13 protein-coding genes are annotated in these 14,645 nt (G+C 67.1%); 4 read left to right on the forward strand and 9 right to left on the reverse strand.

Going from position 1 to position 14,645, the window contains the following annotated elements; translation table 11 throughout:
• Positions 1-25 precede the first annotated feature (25 nt).
• From ACSMFO_RS21385 to ACSMFO_RS21410, 6 genes are all read right to left on the reverse strand, one after another.
• A complete protein-coding gene (locus ACSMFO_RS21385; protein WP_436460229.1) occupies positions 26-2,926 on the reverse strand; it encodes an alpha-L-fucosidase in 2,901 nt (966 codons plus the stop codon).
• Between the two features lie 161 nt (positions 2,927-3,087).
• Positions 3,088-3,774, reverse strand: coding sequence for a hypothetical protein (locus tag ACSMFO_RS21390; RefSeq protein ID WP_007028085.1), 687 nt, complete (start codon positions 3,772-3,774; stop codon positions 3,088-3,090).
• Positions 3,775-3,811: 37 nt separating this feature from the next.
• Positions 3,812-4,537, reverse strand: coding sequence for a HEAT repeat domain-containing protein (locus ACSMFO_RS21395; RefSeq protein ID WP_436460230.1), 726 nt, complete (start codon positions 4,535-4,537; stop codon positions 3,812-3,814).
• A 190-nt stretch (positions 4,538-4,727) separates the two neighbouring features.
• The gene (locus ACSMFO_RS21400; RefSeq protein WP_436460231.1) at positions 4,728-5,222 is read right to left on the reverse strand and encodes an AMIN-like domain-containing (lipo)protein; all 495 of its coding nucleotides are present in this window, start codon (positions 5,220-5,222) and stop codon (positions 4,728-4,730) included.
• 79 nt (positions 5,223-5,301) lie between these two features.
• On the reverse strand, positions 5,302-6,321 hold the full coding sequence (locus ACSMFO_RS21405) for a DUF6734 family protein (RefSeq protein ID WP_436460232.1): 1,020 nt from the start codon (positions 6,319-6,321) through the stop codon (positions 5,302-5,304).
• 32 nt (positions 6,322-6,353) lie between these two features.
• Positions 6,354-6,527 carry a hypothetical protein gene (locus tag ACSMFO_RS21410; RefSeq protein ID WP_350580768.1) on the reverse strand — a complete coding sequence of 58 codons (174 nt, stop codon included), beginning with the start codon at positions 6,525-6,527 and terminating at the stop codon, positions 6,354-6,356.
• A 188-nt stretch (positions 6,528-6,715) separates the two neighbouring features.
• Here ACSMFO_RS21410 and ACSMFO_RS21415 point away from each other — a divergent pair, with 188 nt between their 5' ends.
• A complete protein-coding gene (locus ACSMFO_RS21415; protein WP_436460233.1) occupies positions 6,716-7,900 on the forward strand; it encodes a hypothetical protein in 1,185 nt (394 codons plus the stop codon).
• Positions 7,901-8,151: 251 nt separating this feature from the next.
• Entirely contained in the window at positions 8,152-8,487 is a 336-nt protein-coding gene (locus ACSMFO_RS21420) for a hypothetical protein (protein WP_436460234.1), read from the forward strand.
• 203 nt (positions 8,488-8,690) lie between these two features.
• Here ACSMFO_RS21420 and ACSMFO_RS21425 read toward each other — a convergent pair whose 3' ends face one another.
• Together ACSMFO_RS21425 and ACSMFO_RS21430 are read right to left on the reverse strand one after the other, a co-directional pair.
• Positions 8,691-8,831 carry a hypothetical protein gene (locus ACSMFO_RS21425; RefSeq protein WP_436460235.1) on the reverse strand — a complete coding sequence of 47 codons (141 nt, stop codon included), beginning with the start codon at positions 8,829-8,831 and terminating at the stop codon, positions 8,691-8,693.
• Positions 8,832-8,950: 119 nt separating this feature from the next.
• Positions 8,951-9,628, reverse strand: a complete 678-nt coding sequence (locus ACSMFO_RS21430; protein WP_038511414.1) for an MBL fold metallo-hydrolase — start codon at positions 9,626-9,628, stop codon at positions 8,951-8,953.
• Between the two features lie 107 nt (positions 9,629-9,735).
• Between ACSMFO_RS21430 and ACSMFO_RS21435 the strand changes: the two genes are divergently transcribed.
• Both ACSMFO_RS21435 and uvrA read left to right on the forward strand, forming a co-directional pair.
• Positions 9,736-10,959 carry an acyltransferase family protein gene (locus ACSMFO_RS21435; protein ID WP_436460236.1) on the forward strand — a complete coding sequence of 408 codons (1,224 nt, stop codon included), beginning with the start codon at positions 9,736-9,738 and terminating at the stop codon, positions 10,957-10,959.
• 77 nt (positions 10,960-11,036) lie between these two features.
• Positions 11,037-13,892: an excinuclease ABC subunit UvrA gene (uvrA, locus tag ACSMFO_RS21440; RefSeq protein WP_063273341.1), complete on the forward strand. Its 2,856-nt coding sequence runs from the start codon at positions 11,037-11,039 to the stop codon at positions 13,890-13,892.
• A gap of 77 nt (positions 13,893-13,969) precedes the next feature.
• On the opposite strand, the gene ACSMFO_RS21445 is transcribed toward uvrA, so the two are convergent.
• The gene (locus tag ACSMFO_RS21445) at positions 13,970-14,605 is read right to left on the reverse strand and encodes a fibronectin type III domain-containing protein (protein ID WP_436460237.1); all 636 of its coding nucleotides are present in this window, start codon (positions 14,603-14,605) and stop codon (positions 13,970-13,972) included.
• Positions 14,606-14,645 lie beyond the last annotated feature (40 nt).

A 14,645-nucleotide genomic window follows, 5' to 3' on the forward strand; every position in this document is an offset into this window, starting at 1 on the left:
CCGGGGAGAGGGTCAAGCCGGTACCTCACCCCAGTGACAGCCGATCGAGATCCGGGGCGGACGCGTGGTCGTTGCCCAGCTCGATCGTGTTCGCCCCCGTCTTCAGATCGACCGGCAAGGACGTCGTGAGCTGGGTGTTGTTGCCGGCGCCGTCGACCTTGACCTCGATCGGCGCGCCGCCGTTGACCGTGACGAAGTACGAGCGCGGCCCGTTGACGGTGAAGTCGAGGTAGAGGGTGTAGCGCCTGGTCTCGGGCACGGTGACGCCGTCGAAGCGCACGGACGAGCCCGGGTCGCCGCCGATGTTGCGCACCTTCTGGCCACCCGAGCACACGCCGCAGTTCGTGACGCCCGCGTCGCCGACGTCGTTCGCCGAGTCTTCGGCCTCGCGCATGAAGACCCGATCCGCCGGACGTGGGCTCACCCGGACCGGTTTGCTCACCGATTTCGCCCGTCCGAGCAGGTCGAACGACGCGGTGACCGGGATGTCGGCCTCGGTGACACCTTCGGGGGAGACGAGCGTCCAGGAGGCTTCCAGCTCGTCTCCGACGCGCATGGACTCCGCCGTCGCCGGAGCGCCCCGTAAGGTCCAGCCCGCCGGGACGACCGGTGCCAGGGAGACCTTCCCGATCGCGTCGTCGGCGTCGAGCCGCAGCTTCGCGGTCACCCGCAAGGATTGCTGCCCTGGCGAGAGCCATTGGATGCCACCGGGTTCGACGGTCAGAGTCGTCTTCGGCGTGTACGACGACGGCGGCAGGGGAGCGATCGCGATCCGGTCGAGGCCAGGCCCCGACCGTGCGTTGCTGAACACCTTGACCGTGTTGGCGCCGGCGTTCAGTGCGACGGGGATCGCCGTCGACGCCACGACTCCCGGCGTTCCGCCGCCGATCGCGGTCTCGACGGGGGCACCGCCGTTGACGCTCACCGCCACGGACGTCGCGGGCCCGCCCGTGGTGTCGAGCTGAAGCCGGTGACTTCCGGCTTCAGCGGCCATCACGTCCGGATAGGTGACCGAGCTGCGCGGGCCGCCACCGAGGCCGGTGACCTGGAACGATCCGGAGCAGGACGAGCAGTGGCCCAGGTGGGCACGGCCGTCGTGGTCGTTGCGGAAGGCCTCGGCCTCGAGCGGAACCTGCGCGCCCGATCCCGAACTCGGGTAGCCGTACGCCACCTTGATCTCGTCGATGGCCAGCTGCCGGTAGAACGGTTTCGCCTGCGGTCCCGACCAGGTGTTCAGCACCTCGAGTTTGATGAACCGGGTCTGCCGTTCGCCGAAGTCGATGAACTGCACGCCGCGGGCGCTCGGCATCGCGCCGGTGCGGACCGGCTCACCCCAGTTCCGTCCGTCGTCGCTGACGTAGAGGCGATAGTCCTGGATCCGGGCCGAGTCCTCCGGCCTGCCGAACGATTCGCGCGCGTGGGTCGGCGACATCTCGCGCTGATTCACCGCGAGGTAGGCCGCGGTCCGCCGCCTGCCGAGGTCCAAGGTCACCGAGACCGGCTGCTTGCCGTCGGCGTCCCAGTAGTTCTCGAAGCTCCCGTCGACGAGGTTCGACGCCGGATGCCCGGCGCGCGCGGACGACGCGGTCGCCTTGATCGTGCGGGAGTCGTGGAAGTACCGCTGCCCGGTCGTCTCCACCTTGAACACCGTGTCGTAGGTGTCCCAGTCCTTGATGTCCACAATGGTCAGATGACCGCCGGATTGGCTGAACCGCAGCTGCTTCCCGGTGCGCACGTCGGACACCCTGGTCACTTTGTAGCCGTTGTCGCGCAAGCGGAGCAGGTCGGTACGAGGCCGGGTGACGACGTGGAGGTACTGCGTTCCGGCACCGGGCTCGACGGTGATGACGCCGTGCGCGCCGTCGTTCCAGAACCCGGGTTGCATCCCTCCGTACATGTAGCCGCCGCCCTCTTTGCCCTGCAGGGAGGACTTGATCGGCGGCACCCAGCTCGCCATGAAGTTGTTGTACGCCTCTTGCTGAGGCGGGAACTTCCCGTTCACCATCGGGGTTTCGGCCATCAGCGACTTCATCGACGAACCCGCGTTGGTGATGTAGCGCCCGGTGGACAGCCGGAAGTCGACGGCCTGATCGGTGCCGTCGTACCACCAGCCACCGTTGGTCGGCAGTTTGTAGTCGGCTTCGGTGAGCCTGGGCATCGGGGTGAACGCGGCCTGCGGATAGTCGTACGGCGGCGTGATGCCCGTCTTCTGTTCGTTGCTGACCGTGTCCATGATCGGGGTGTCCTCGTTGTTGTTGCTCAGCAACCAGGACGGGCGCTTCTCGCGGATCTGTTCGTAGAGCTTGTTCTTTTCCCAGTACTCGTTGTCGTTGTCGATCCAGAACCCGGCGAGATCGGCGTAGCGGTCCATGACCTCGTGGAAGAGGTCGTAGCTGTACTCGCCGAAGCCCGGGCGGGTGGTGAGGTCGACCTGCTTGCCCTTGTAGGCGGAGTACGCGGCGGAATCCAATGACTCGACACCGGTCTCCTTGTGCCACTGCGGATCGTCGGTCATGTAGAGGATCGTCCGGACGCCCTTCGCGTTGCCTGCCTTGACGAGTTCGCCGAGGAGGTCGCGACGGGTGGAGCAGCTGCCCGGGATCGCCGACGGCCATGGCCGCGCGTAGCCCAGCCTGCTGTGGAAGGTGGCCAGCACGATGTAGGAGGCGCCGAGCTTGCGGGCTTCGTCCACCCAGTAGTCGGCGCTCCAGCCGCCGTCGGTGACCGCGCGTTCCCAAGCGGCGCAGTCGGTCTGGCGTGGCGCGGTGAACATGCCCCAGTGGAGGAAGAGTCCGGCGGTGGCCTCGCGCAGCCACTTCTGGCGGGGATGATGCACTTCCGCGCTCGCCGCGGTCGTGGTGAGCAGGCTCGCCAGCAGGGTGAGGACCAAAGCGAGCCAGGCAGTGCGGTGAACTCTCATGACCATCCGCTCTCATCCAGGGCATGGTTACCGAGAGATCCGATGATTGCGCCAGAAAACGCGGTGGTCAAGCCCCGATGAGCGGGACACTGGTGAAGTCATCCGAGGTATTTCGTGGGCAAGGCCCTCTCGTCTGCAGTTACGAGAGGGCCTTGCCCGGTCTTGATTCAGATGTTGAAACCCGGATGGGTCGCGAAGGCGTTGTCGATCACGAGGTTCCCGCGCTGGCGGGCCCGTTCACGCAACGCCGACGTCGTGCGGGCGCCCTGGGCGTAGAACCACCACAGGTAGAGCGCGCCGTACATCCAGGCGCCCTCGTAACCCCAGGTGGAGTCGGCGCCGCTCTTGCCGGCGCCGAACACCGAACCCGCCGGGAAGTTCGCGTTGTGCGGCTTCCCGCCCTGATGGCGCGATTCGTGGATCAGCGTCTCGGCGCGGCCGGGAACGTCCTTGGAATACCAGAAACCCAGGTACAACTCGATCCGGTCGTCGACGAACGCCCCTTTGAACGAGCGTGCGATGGCGCTGCCGTCGCCGCAAAGCGAGCGGAGGTCGTCGCAGTTGTCGCGGACGTAGCGGCGCGCCCAGTTCAGCATCGCGCCGGAATAGGCGTCGTTCTGGTAGTCCTGTGCCGAATAGGTCAGGAGGTAGCACGCGTTGAACGTCCGGGCCAGCGGCTTGTCGGTGTTGCACGCGTCTTCCCAGCCGAAGCCGTCGTCCCAGTAGTCCTTGTTGCCCGCGAAACCGTAGGTGTTCCAGAAATAGTCGATGTAGGTCTGATTGCAGATCGAGGCGCCGTAGAAATTGTCCCCGGTCACGTTCTTGTCCGGCACGGTGTAGCTGCAAGTGGCCATCGGAGATCACCTGTCTGTAGAAGGAATTCGTTCTGGTTCAGGAGCGCGGAGGCTCGGGCGGTGGCACGTCGTTGGTCCGCGAGTCCTTCACGTACCGGCCGCCGACGGCCTGCGGGACACCGCGGACGTCGACCCGCCGGATGTTCAGCAGCCGCTCGTCCTCGGTGCCGCTGAGCTCCTCGCGCACCCGCGCGGTGAGTTCGGTGTCCCCGGTCTCGGCGATGGCCTGGACCGCCGCGCGCCGCACCGTGAACACCTCGTGCCGGACCTGCCGCAGCAGCAGTTCCTTCGCCGCGCTGTCTCCGGCGGATGCCAAGCGCGCCAACGCTTCCACGGCGGTGGTGCGGATGATCACCTCTTCGCCGACCGTGCTGATCCCGTGTGCGGGGTCGTCGGAACGCTCCGGCGGGATCGGCTGGCGCAGCACGTTTTCGAGCGCCGGGACGGCGGCGGCGTGCCGGAGATCGGTGAGCAACTGGACCAGGCCCCAACGCTCGAGGTACTGCTCCTCGGACAGCGCGTCGTACTGCGCGCCGAGCGCCGGGACGACGTCGTCCGCACGCTCGCGAAGCCGGTCGAGGCTTCGCTGGTAATTGCGCTCGGCGTCCTCGCCGGACGCGGCCATGGTTTCGGCGGCCTGGGTGACCAGTTCGCCGATTTCGCTGTTCGAGAAGCTTCCCAGGCCCGAACTGCCAGGGCCCGCTTCGAGGTTGTCGCCACCCGGGCCCAAGGACGGGGTGTCGGGATTGCGTGGGGTCGGCATGAGGTTCTCCTTCGCAGCGGCGGTGATGCTGACGGAAGGAAGGAACGCGATCCCCGGCGGCAGATACCTGGTTTGCCGAAAAATCGCCCGTTGGGGCAGATCGGGATTTTCACCGCGGGAATCCGAAAAGGATTTTGCTCACCAAAAATGCGGCGGCAGGCGAAAAGCCTTCACGGATTCCCGCTCGTGATCAATGCCGGACGTCGATGACGACGCGGTTCGGAGAGGTCAGCGTGAACACGGTGACCGCGGTCCTCGACCGGACGCCGAGACCGATGGACAAGGTGCCTTCGTAGTCGCCGGTGACCGCGACCGCCATGACGTTGCGCAGATTCCGGGTCCGGAACTTCTGCGGGCCGGGATAGGTGGGATTCCCGGCGTCGTCGTGCGCGGCGGCCGGGGTCGCGGTGACCGCGATGAAGAATTCCCCGGTCAGCCAGACGATCTCGCCCGAGCCGTCGGCGATCAACTCGTCGACGAGGTCGTACCGGACGGCGGGTGCCGGGCCTGCGGTCAGGTCGAGCACGACCCGGTCGAACCCGGTGTTCTGGCCGGTGCGGATCCCCGTCATCGTGGGGATCGCCTGTGCCGCGACGGAAGCGGGCGCGGCCGCGGCGATGGTGCCGGTCAGCATGAGGGAGGTGGCGGCGAGCGCTCCGAGCGCGCGCCGGAGGTTGATGGTCATGGTGATGACCTCCTGCCGGAGAGCTGATTCCGGAAAGACGCCTGGATCGCCGGGGCGGTTGGCGTTCTTGGCCTTATCGTTACTGATCGCCGTATAGTCGTCGAGCGATCTCGAAGTCGGCGGGGAAATGGTTTTTCACTCGCTCCGCAAGGAGATTGAGATAACGGAGATCGCTTTTCGCGGAGGCGATGAGATGCGTGAATCTCCGGTCGTCCTCCCGGTAGCCGTCCTCCTGAGAACCGAAGACACACTGCACGTCGGTGGTGCGTCCGCCCCAGCAAAGCGCGCCGAGAAGGTACTGCTCCACAACGAGGTTGTAGTCCTCGAGTGGCGCGAGCCGTTGCCAGGCCGCCTGATTCTCGGCCGACTCCACCATGCGGACGGCGAGGTCGGCGTAGTGGCGGAGGAGAGGAACCGCCGTGCCGCCGACGATTCCGGTGCACAGCGCGGCTTCCCCGGTGTAGTCGCGGAATTCCTCCGGCAGGAAGCCGCCCGTGCTCCGGATCGCCGCGGCGACGGCCGTCGGCCGGTAGTAGCCGGCATCGGAAGCCGGTGCGTGCTCGGGATTCTGCGCGACGATCTCCCCGTCGAGCCCGTCCGCGGGGAAACCCGGCCAGAGGAACACGTCGTTGTCGAGGTGCAGGAACGGTTCGCGCTGCTCCCGGTACGCGTGCAGCTTCCCGAGCGCCCACCAGGACGGGTCCTGCCCGGCGAGTCCGTTCAACGACAGGGAAACGTCGTCGAAGGGCAGCCGCAACCGGGCGACGAGCAGTTCGTATCCCCAGTCGTCGGTCACCAACGCGGTCGTGGGGAAGAGGCGGGCCGCGAGGCGGAACGACAGGATCCACGACAGCGCGTGGAAGAAGTCGCTGGGCCAATGTCTCCCATGTCGTCGCCGGTACGGAGTACTCCAAAACGACCAGACCGCCCGGCGGATCGGGTGCGAGGCCCTGTCACCCGGACGGACCACGCGGACCGGCGGGGGACGCCAGCCCGGCTCGATGACCTCGCCGTATCCGGTGTGCCGGGGAATCCCGGGCGCGAGCAGACGGCCGCCGATGGCGACCGCTGTGCCGGGGTCGTATCCGTAGTACGGCATCGCGGAGTGGTTCGGGCCGGGGAGGTCGAACGTTACGGCCGGCGACGGAAACCGCTGAGGTAGAGCACGGCGACCACGGTTGTCGTGCCGAGAGTCGTCACGACAAAGGATCCGGTGACCAGATAGAGACCGCCCACGCCGGCAAGTGAAGCTTTGATCAGCTTCACGATTCCTTCGTGCTCGTTGCCCGAGGCATTCTTGGCCATTTGTCGAACCCTCCGCGTGTGGTGTACTAGTACACCGTAGGGCGCGACGACCGGTGAAACCTTCGCCGGTTCTGATCTTTCACGGTCAGGAGGAGTTTCTTGTCGTCGAGGGTGGGCTCTCTGATCGCCGGCCGTTGTCCTGCCGCGTCGCGAATTGTCGATCATCGCCGTGATTCATGGAGGGCGTAGTGACAATCCAGCTGGAGGGGGAGTGTCTTGACGGCACGCGTCCGGTCGCCGTGGTCGAGGCCGCGCTGCGCTGGCTCGCGGTCCGTAAGGACGGCCGACCGCTCAGGTTCCTGCGTTACGCGATCGAGGACCCGGCGAGTGAGTCGGCCGCCGTCCTCGGTTGTCTCGTCCGGCCGACGGCGTCGATGACCACGGCTGCCCCGGAAATGCGGGCACTCGCGGTCTGGGGATTGATCCTCGACGAGGTCGCGAGGATCGGATCGACCGCCGAGTCCCGGCGCCGCAACACTTTGAGTGCCGCGTTCCGGATCGGGGAGCGTGAGTGGAAGTCGACCCTGGATGACCGCTTCGGTCAATTGAGGGACCTGCGCGGTGTCTTCGGGGATCCGCCGCCGACCACGACGACGCCGATGCACAAGGCCTGGCGGCGGGCGGTGAGCGACAAGCTCGCTCCTTGTCTGGCAACGAATCTCGCGATACTCGCGGTCGATGGCGAAGCCTGGCGGCCTTATGTGGAGATAGCCCGGGCCGCCTCGTCGGAACCCCGATCAGCCGGTAGCCGGACGCCCTCGGGTGGGGCGCAACCTGTGTTCCTGGAACGCCTGCTGGTGGCCGTGGAAATGCGACGGCGGACGGCCCATCGCCGGCTGACGGTGAGAAACATCGTCGCTCGCGAGGATGGAGTTGGGGGCTATATGGCGCGGGCTCTGACAGGGTGGACCGACGATCTGGCGCCCATTCCCGTCAAAGCGATCTTCGGTTGCCATGTCGAGACTTCACCGGGTGTCCAGCCGGGCGATCCGACGATCGTGGACCTTCGTTTTCCGAGACCACTGCGCAAAGGGGAGCGGCACGAGTTCATCTCGCTCGCTTGTGAAGAGGACCCGGACGAAGAGCGGTATTGGATCAATGTCGACGTCGACCATCATGGGATCGCGCCGGGCGTCGTCGATGGAGAGGGCAAGGTGACAGGTGGTCTGAGCATCAGCATCACGTTCGACGACTGTGTTCCGGAGGCCTGTTGGTGGTATGCGGAGCAGACCGACTACGAGCGTCTGGTCCGGCCTCCTGCCGGTGATCGGCGTCTGCTCGAGATTCGGCGAGGCGTCGTCGAACACACGTTTCTGGGACCTGGTCACCCACGGGAGGAATACGGCATCGCTTTCCGCTGGCCTCAATCCTGATCGAAGCGGGCCGCGAATCGACGTGGCCCGCTCCGGCCGCTGGTGGCTAATTGCCGGTGTTGCCGCCGCCGCTGCCCTTGCCGTCGTCGCCGTGGATCGTCATCGAAACCTCCTTGGTGCTTTGAGTACGCGGCGTAACTTATCGGCACTGTGGGTGACAGTTGAGGAAGGGGGCGCTCGGCTCGGAGATCCACTCCCACTAGAGTGGCGGTGGCTTTTCCCTGGAGCGCCTACGGTTCAGGGAGTCGAACGTGTCCGATGACGAGGATCTACAGCCTCTGCTCAAGTACGCCCGGGAAGGGTGCGTCGGCCTCTCGGTCGTGGTCGTCGTGGCGGAGATGAAGGCGGGCCGGGGCGCGTCCTTCACCGAGATGACCACCGCGCTGCTGTCCGTGGTCGGCAATCTGATCGACCGAGGCGCGGTTCCCGGTGACCTGGTCGACGAGGAACCCTGCTTCGTGGCCTGGTCGGGGTCGAAGAGCGAGATTCTCGGGCGCCTGGCCTGCGAGATCAAGACGTTGGGAGAGATACCGGCGACCGGGGAGGTCTGCTGGATCCATGACCCTGCGCCGGGTCGTGGCCCGTAACAACGAGGCGGGGCGGCTCGACTGACTCACGAGTTCGGGTGTTGCGGACGAGGGGTGAGCAGATGGAATGTGTGCGATGTGGTCTGACGGTCGGCCTCGGCTGTGCCTGTTCGACAGAACGTCGCCCTCGTCGGAAATCGGCCAAGCCCGCGAGTTCACGACGCAAGACGTCGTCCGCAGTGCCTCTTCGCTCGTTCCGGGAACTACGTGACTTGTTCCGGCAAGGCAGGGCCGCTTGGAGCGATCTCGACGCAGCAGAACGTTCCGCGCTCACGGCGGAACAGCGTCGTCGACTGTTGGATCTCGAGAACGACGTGCTCCATCGCGGTGATCAAGACATCCACGGTTCTACCTCGGTGTCGACGCGATCTGGTGGCTTGCCGACACTGGGCCGACGCGGCTGACCTACGAACATGGGGCAGCCTCTTGGTCGAGGCTGCCCCATGTTCGTAGGTGCTTCAGGTCACCAGCCGCGTTCGCGCCACTCCGCCAGCTGCCCCCGCTGCTCACCCAGCGTCGAGTCGTCCCCGTGCCCCGGATAGAACCAGGTCTCATCCGGCAGTTCGCCGAAGATCCGCGTCTCGACATCGTCCAGCAGCGACGTGAAATCCGAAGGCGAACCCGTCTTCCCGACACCGCCGGGGAACAGTGAGTCGCCGGTGAACAGGTGCGGGTGTCCGTTCGGGTCGCGGTACAGCAGCGCGATGGAGCCGGGGGTGTGGCCGCGCAGGTGGATCACCTCGAGGGTGATCTGCCCGACCTTGATCGTGTCGCCGTGTTCGACGAGGAAGTCCGGCGGGATCGGCAGCGGTCCGGCGTCCAGCGGGTGGGCGGCGGTGTTCGAGCCGTTCGCGCCGGCGACGGCGCCGAGGGCCTGCCAGTGGTCCTGGTGCTGGTGGGTGGTCACGACGGTCCTCAGCGCGGGCCGGTCGGGGCCGTGGCCGATGAGGTCGGAGATCCGTTCCGGGTCGTTCGCGGCGTCGATCAGCAGCGCCTCGTTCTCGGTGCGGCAGACCAGCAGGTACGCGTTGTTGTCCATCGGGCCGACCGACAGCTTCGTGATGGTGAGCGCGTCCAGGGTGCGACGGGCGGCGTCGCCGCCGGGGTCGACGTGCCCGGTGTAGGTCTCGACGATGTTCACACCGCACACGGTAGTCGTTCGCCTGCAATCGGTTCCACCCGCACAGGCGGCGCACAGGTGCACGACGTAGGCTCGCGTCGCCCCGCCATCCGAACCACAGGACGCTCGTGCCCGACGCCTCGCCGCGCGCCCCGCGCAAGATCAGCTGGGACGTCCTTCGCGTTGTCGCCGTCTTCGCGGTCATGCTCGGACACGTCACCCATCAGGGGGCGCTTCTGCATCCGGAACTGGTGGGGTACCCCTTTCGGGTAACGGCACAGTTCGGTGCGGCCATCCTTCTGGTGATCTCCGCCTTCTTCGTGTGCGCGAGCCTGCGCAAGGGACGCCCGGGGCGGTGGCTGTGGAGCCGGGTCGCGCGGCTGGTGCCCGCGTACCTGGTGGCGGTCACCGTCACCTACGTCGTCGCCCGGTACGCGACGATCCGGTTCAGCGGCCTGCCGTTCCCGCCGGGCCTGTCCGGTTTCCTGTTCGGTGTCCCGCAGGGCCCGCCGACCGACCCGTCGCCCTGGTACATCCCCACCGGCGCCGACCTGCTCGGCAACCTGGGCATGGTCCAGGAATGGGGCTGGCGTTACGAGCTCTTCTACTACCTCGACGGGGCCTACTGGACGCTGCCGGTGCAGCTCATCGCGTTCACCGCCGCGGCCCTGCTGTGGCCACGCCGGTGGCGTACGCACCGGCTCACGGTCGCGCTGCTCTGGGCGCTGATCCTGGTGCCGCTCTTCCTCCGGTTCGTCGTGTTCGACCCGGTTTCCACTCCGAAGCTCGCCGAGACCTTCTACTACGGCCTCGGCCTGCACCGCGTGCACGTCTTCGCCATCGGCATCGCGATCTGGCTCTGGGCGAAACGACGGCTGGCGCACTGGCATCTCGCGCTGTTCGTGCTCGCCGCCTGCGCCGCGCAGGACCTGCAGGTCTTCCCGTTCCACCAGGCCCTGCCGAACGATCCGGAGCGCTGGCCCTCGGCCATCGGGTTCGCGATCATGCTGCTGCTGGTGTGCCTGGCCGCGCGCGGACCGGACTGGCGGTTCCCCGGTCTCGCCAGGATCGCCCCGGCTGTCACCTGGCTCGCGGGCATCTCGTATGGTCTTTATCTGGTGCACCAGGAACTCGGTTACATCCTGGCCCGTGCCCTGCTGAACGTCGGCGTCCCCGGCTGGCTGCGGCTCCCCATCGTGCTGGCCGCCGCCGTCCTCGGGGGCTGGGCGATCACCGCTGGCGTGGAACGGCCGGTCCACCGGTGGCTCACCGCTCGCCGGGATCGACGCGATAAGCCTGGAAAACCGCAGGTCAAGGACTCGGAACCAGTTTCTGTCGGTGGTGCCTCGTAGCATGGAAGCGGCCGCCCGTGCAGCTATCGACCGGGCCGGCGACCGCAGCTGAGAATGAAACCTGAAGGGACCCTGGCGTGGCTGATCGCCTCGTTGTTCGCGGCGCCCGCGAGCACAACCTCCGCGGTGTGGATCTCGACCTGCCCCGCGACAGCCTGATCGTGTTCACCGGTCTGTCCGGGTCCGGGAAGTCGAGCCTCGCCTTCGACACCATCTTCGCCGAAGGCCAGCGCCGCTACGTCGAGTCGCTGTCGGCGTACGCGCGCCAGTTCCTCGGCCAGATGGACAAGCCGGACGTCGACTTCATCGAGGGCCTTTCGCCCGCGGTGTCGATCGACCAGAAGTCCACCTCGCGCAACCCGCGTTCGACCGTCGGCACCATCACCGAGGTCTACGACTACCTGCGCCTGCTCTACGCCCGCGCCGGCAAGGCGCACTGCCCGCAGTGCGGCGAGGCGATCAGCAAGCAGACCCCGCAGCAGATCGTCGACCAGGTGCTCGCGATGGAGGAGGGCACCCGCTTCCAGGTACTCGCGCCGGTCGTGCGCGGGCGCAAGGGGGAGTACCTCGACCTCTTCGAGAACCTGCAGCAGCAGGGCTACGCGCGGGTCGTGGTGGACGGGACGATCCACCCGCTCACCGACCCGCCGAAGCTGAAGAAGCAGGAAAAGCACCAGATCGCCGTCATCATCGACAGGCTTTCGGTGAAGACGAGCTCGCGGCAGCGCCTCACCGACTCGGTCGAGACGGCGCTCCGGCTGGCCGACGGCCTGATCGAGCTGGAGTTCGTCGACCTCCCGGAGAACGATCCGCATCGCGTGCGCGGTTTCTCCGAGAACCTGGCCTGCCCCAACGGCCACCCGCTCGCGATCGAAGACCTCGAGCCGCGGTCGTTCTCGTTCAACGCCCCGTACGGCGCCTGCCCCGACTGCACCGGTATCGGCGTCCGCAAGGAGGTCGACCCGGAGCTCGTGGTCCCGGACGACGAGATGTCCCTCGGCGAGGGCGCCATCGCGCCGTGGGCGGGCGGCCAGAGCGCGGACTACTTCATCCGCCTGCTCGAATCGCTGTCCGAGACCATCGGCTTCCGGATGGACACGCCGTGGCGCAAGCTGCCGGCGAAGGTGCAGAAGGCCGTCCTGCACGGCGTCGACGAGCAGGTCCACGTCCGCTACAAGAACCGCTACGGCCGTCAGCGTTCGTACTACGCGAGCTTCGAGGGTGTCATCCCGTTCCTGGAGCGGCGCCAGGAGCAGACCGAGTCCGAGTACATGCGCGAGCGGTACGAGGGCTACATGCGCGAGGTGCCGTGCCCGGCCTGCCAGGGCACGCGGCTCAAGCCGGAGATCCTCGCCGTCACCCTGGAGCACAAGACCCAGGGCGACCGGTCGATCGCCGAGGTCTGCGCCCTCTCTATCGCCGAGGCGTCGCAGTTCCTGGACGAGCTGGAGCTCGGCAAGCGCGAGCAGGTCATCGCCGGCGCGGTGCTCAAGGAGATCCAGGCGCGGCTGCGCTTCCTCCTCGACGTCGGCCTCAACTACCTCTCGCTCGACCGCGCCTCCGGCACGCTGTCCGGCGGCGAGGCGCAGCGCATCCGGCTCGCCACGCAGATCGGCTCCGGTCTGGTCGGCGTGCTGTACGTGCTGGACGAGCCGTCGATCGGGCTGCACCAGCGAGACAACCACCGCCTGATCGAGACGCTGGTCCGCCTGCGGGACCTGGGCAACACGCTGATCGTCGTCGAGCACGACGAGGACACCATCCGCTCCAGCGACTGGGTGGTCGACATCGGCCCCGGCGCCGGTGAGCACGGCGGTCACATCGTCCACAGTGGACCGTACAAGAAGATCCTGCGGAACAAGGAATCGATCACCGGCGCGTACCTTTCGGGCCGCACCAAGATCGAGGTCCCGGCCATCCGGCGCCCGATCGACAAGAAGCGCCAGCTGACCGTCGTCGGCGCGCGCGAGCACAACCTGCGCGGGCTCGACGTGTCGTTCCCGCTCGGCTGCCTCGTGTCGGTCACCGGTGTCTCGGGTTCCGGGAAGTCCACGCTGGTCAACGACATCCTCGCGACCGTCCTGGCGAACAAGCTCAACGGCGCGCGTCAGGTCCCCGGCCGGCACACCCGCGTGAACGGGCTGGCCAACGTGGACAAGCTGGTCCGCGTCGACCAGTCGCCGATCGGCCGCACCCCGCGGTCCAACCCGGCGACCTACACCGGCGTCTGGGACCACGTGCGCAAGCTGTTCGCCGCGACCACCGAGGCGAAGGTGCGCGGCTACCAGCAGGGCCGGTTCTCGTTCAACGTCAAGGGCGGCCGGTGCGAGGCCTGCGCCGGTGACGGCACGATCAAGATCGAGATGAACTTCCTGCCGGACGTCTACGTCCCGTGCGAGGTCTGCAAGGGCGACCGGTACAACCGCGAGACCCTCGAGGTGCACTACAAGGGCAAGACCGTCTCCGACGTGCTGAACATGCCGATCGAGGAGGCGGCCGAGTTCTTCGAGCCGATCAAGGCGATCCACCGGCACCTGGCCACTCTCGTCGACGTCGGCCTCGGCTACGTCCGGCTCGGGCAGCCCGCGCCGACCCTGTCCGGTGGTGAGGCGCAGCGCGTCAAGCTCGCCAGCGAGCTGCAGAAGCGGTCCACCGGCAAGACGGTCTACATCCTCGACGAGCCGACGACCGGTCTGCACTTCGAGGACATCAGCAAGCTGATCGGCGTGATCAACGGGCTGGTGGACAAGGGCAACACGGTGATCGTCATCGAGCACAACCTCGACGTCATCAAGACCTCGGACTGGATCATCGACATGGGGCCGGAGGGCGGTTCGGGCGGTGGCACCGTGATCGCGGAGGGCACTCCGGAACACGTCGCTTCGGTGGAGGAGAGCTACACCGGCCAGTTCCTGAAGACCGTTCTCGCTTGAGTCACCCCGTGCTATGAAAGGTCCTTTCCTTGCAAATTTTGCAAGGAAAGGACCTTTCATAGCATCCGGAGGGGGAACTACCCCTTACCGCTCACGAGGTCCAGCACGGGCGAAGCGGGACCGTAGTAGAAGGCGCGCAGCCGATACGAGGCGCCCTCTTCGCCCGGCATGGTGGCGAGCCCGGCCGACGTCGTCCCCGGATCGGACACCTCGATCGGCACGAACCCGTCCGCGCCGGGTTTCTTGATCTCCACCAGGAAACCGTCCTCGTCGCTGGAGCGGTCGGCCCAGCTGAACTTCACCATCTCCTCCGGCGCCGGCTCGGCCTTGAACGACGCAGGGGCGGCCGATCGATCGCCCGCCCGCAGCGGCACGGCGGGTCCGGAAACGGCGGGGGTCGCGGGTCCGGAAACCGTCACGGCGTCCGAAACGGCACCGTAGAACGGCCGGATCCGGTAGTAGAACCGCGTTTCCGGCATCAGGTCCGGATGCCGGAAGGTCGTCTGCCGTGGCGGCACGAACTGCAGGATCGTGTATTCGCCGTGCGGATCGGTCGTGTATTCGACGATCCTGCCCGCGGCGCCCGGATCGTCGTCGGGCCAGCTCAGGTCGACGTTCACCGGATCCGTCAGCGTCGCGGTGAAACCAGGCTCCTCGCCGCACCCCGACACGAAGGCGACCGCCAGCAGAACGGCCGCGAGTTTCCTTGGCACGCCGAGACCCTCCCGGGAATCAGGCGGCGGCGGAATCCGG

This window comes from Amycolatopsis sp. w19 (assembly GCF_051373225.1).
GTDB lineage: Bacteria > Actinomycetota > Actinomycetes > Mycobacteriales > Pseudonocardiaceae > Amycolatopsis > Amycolatopsis japonica.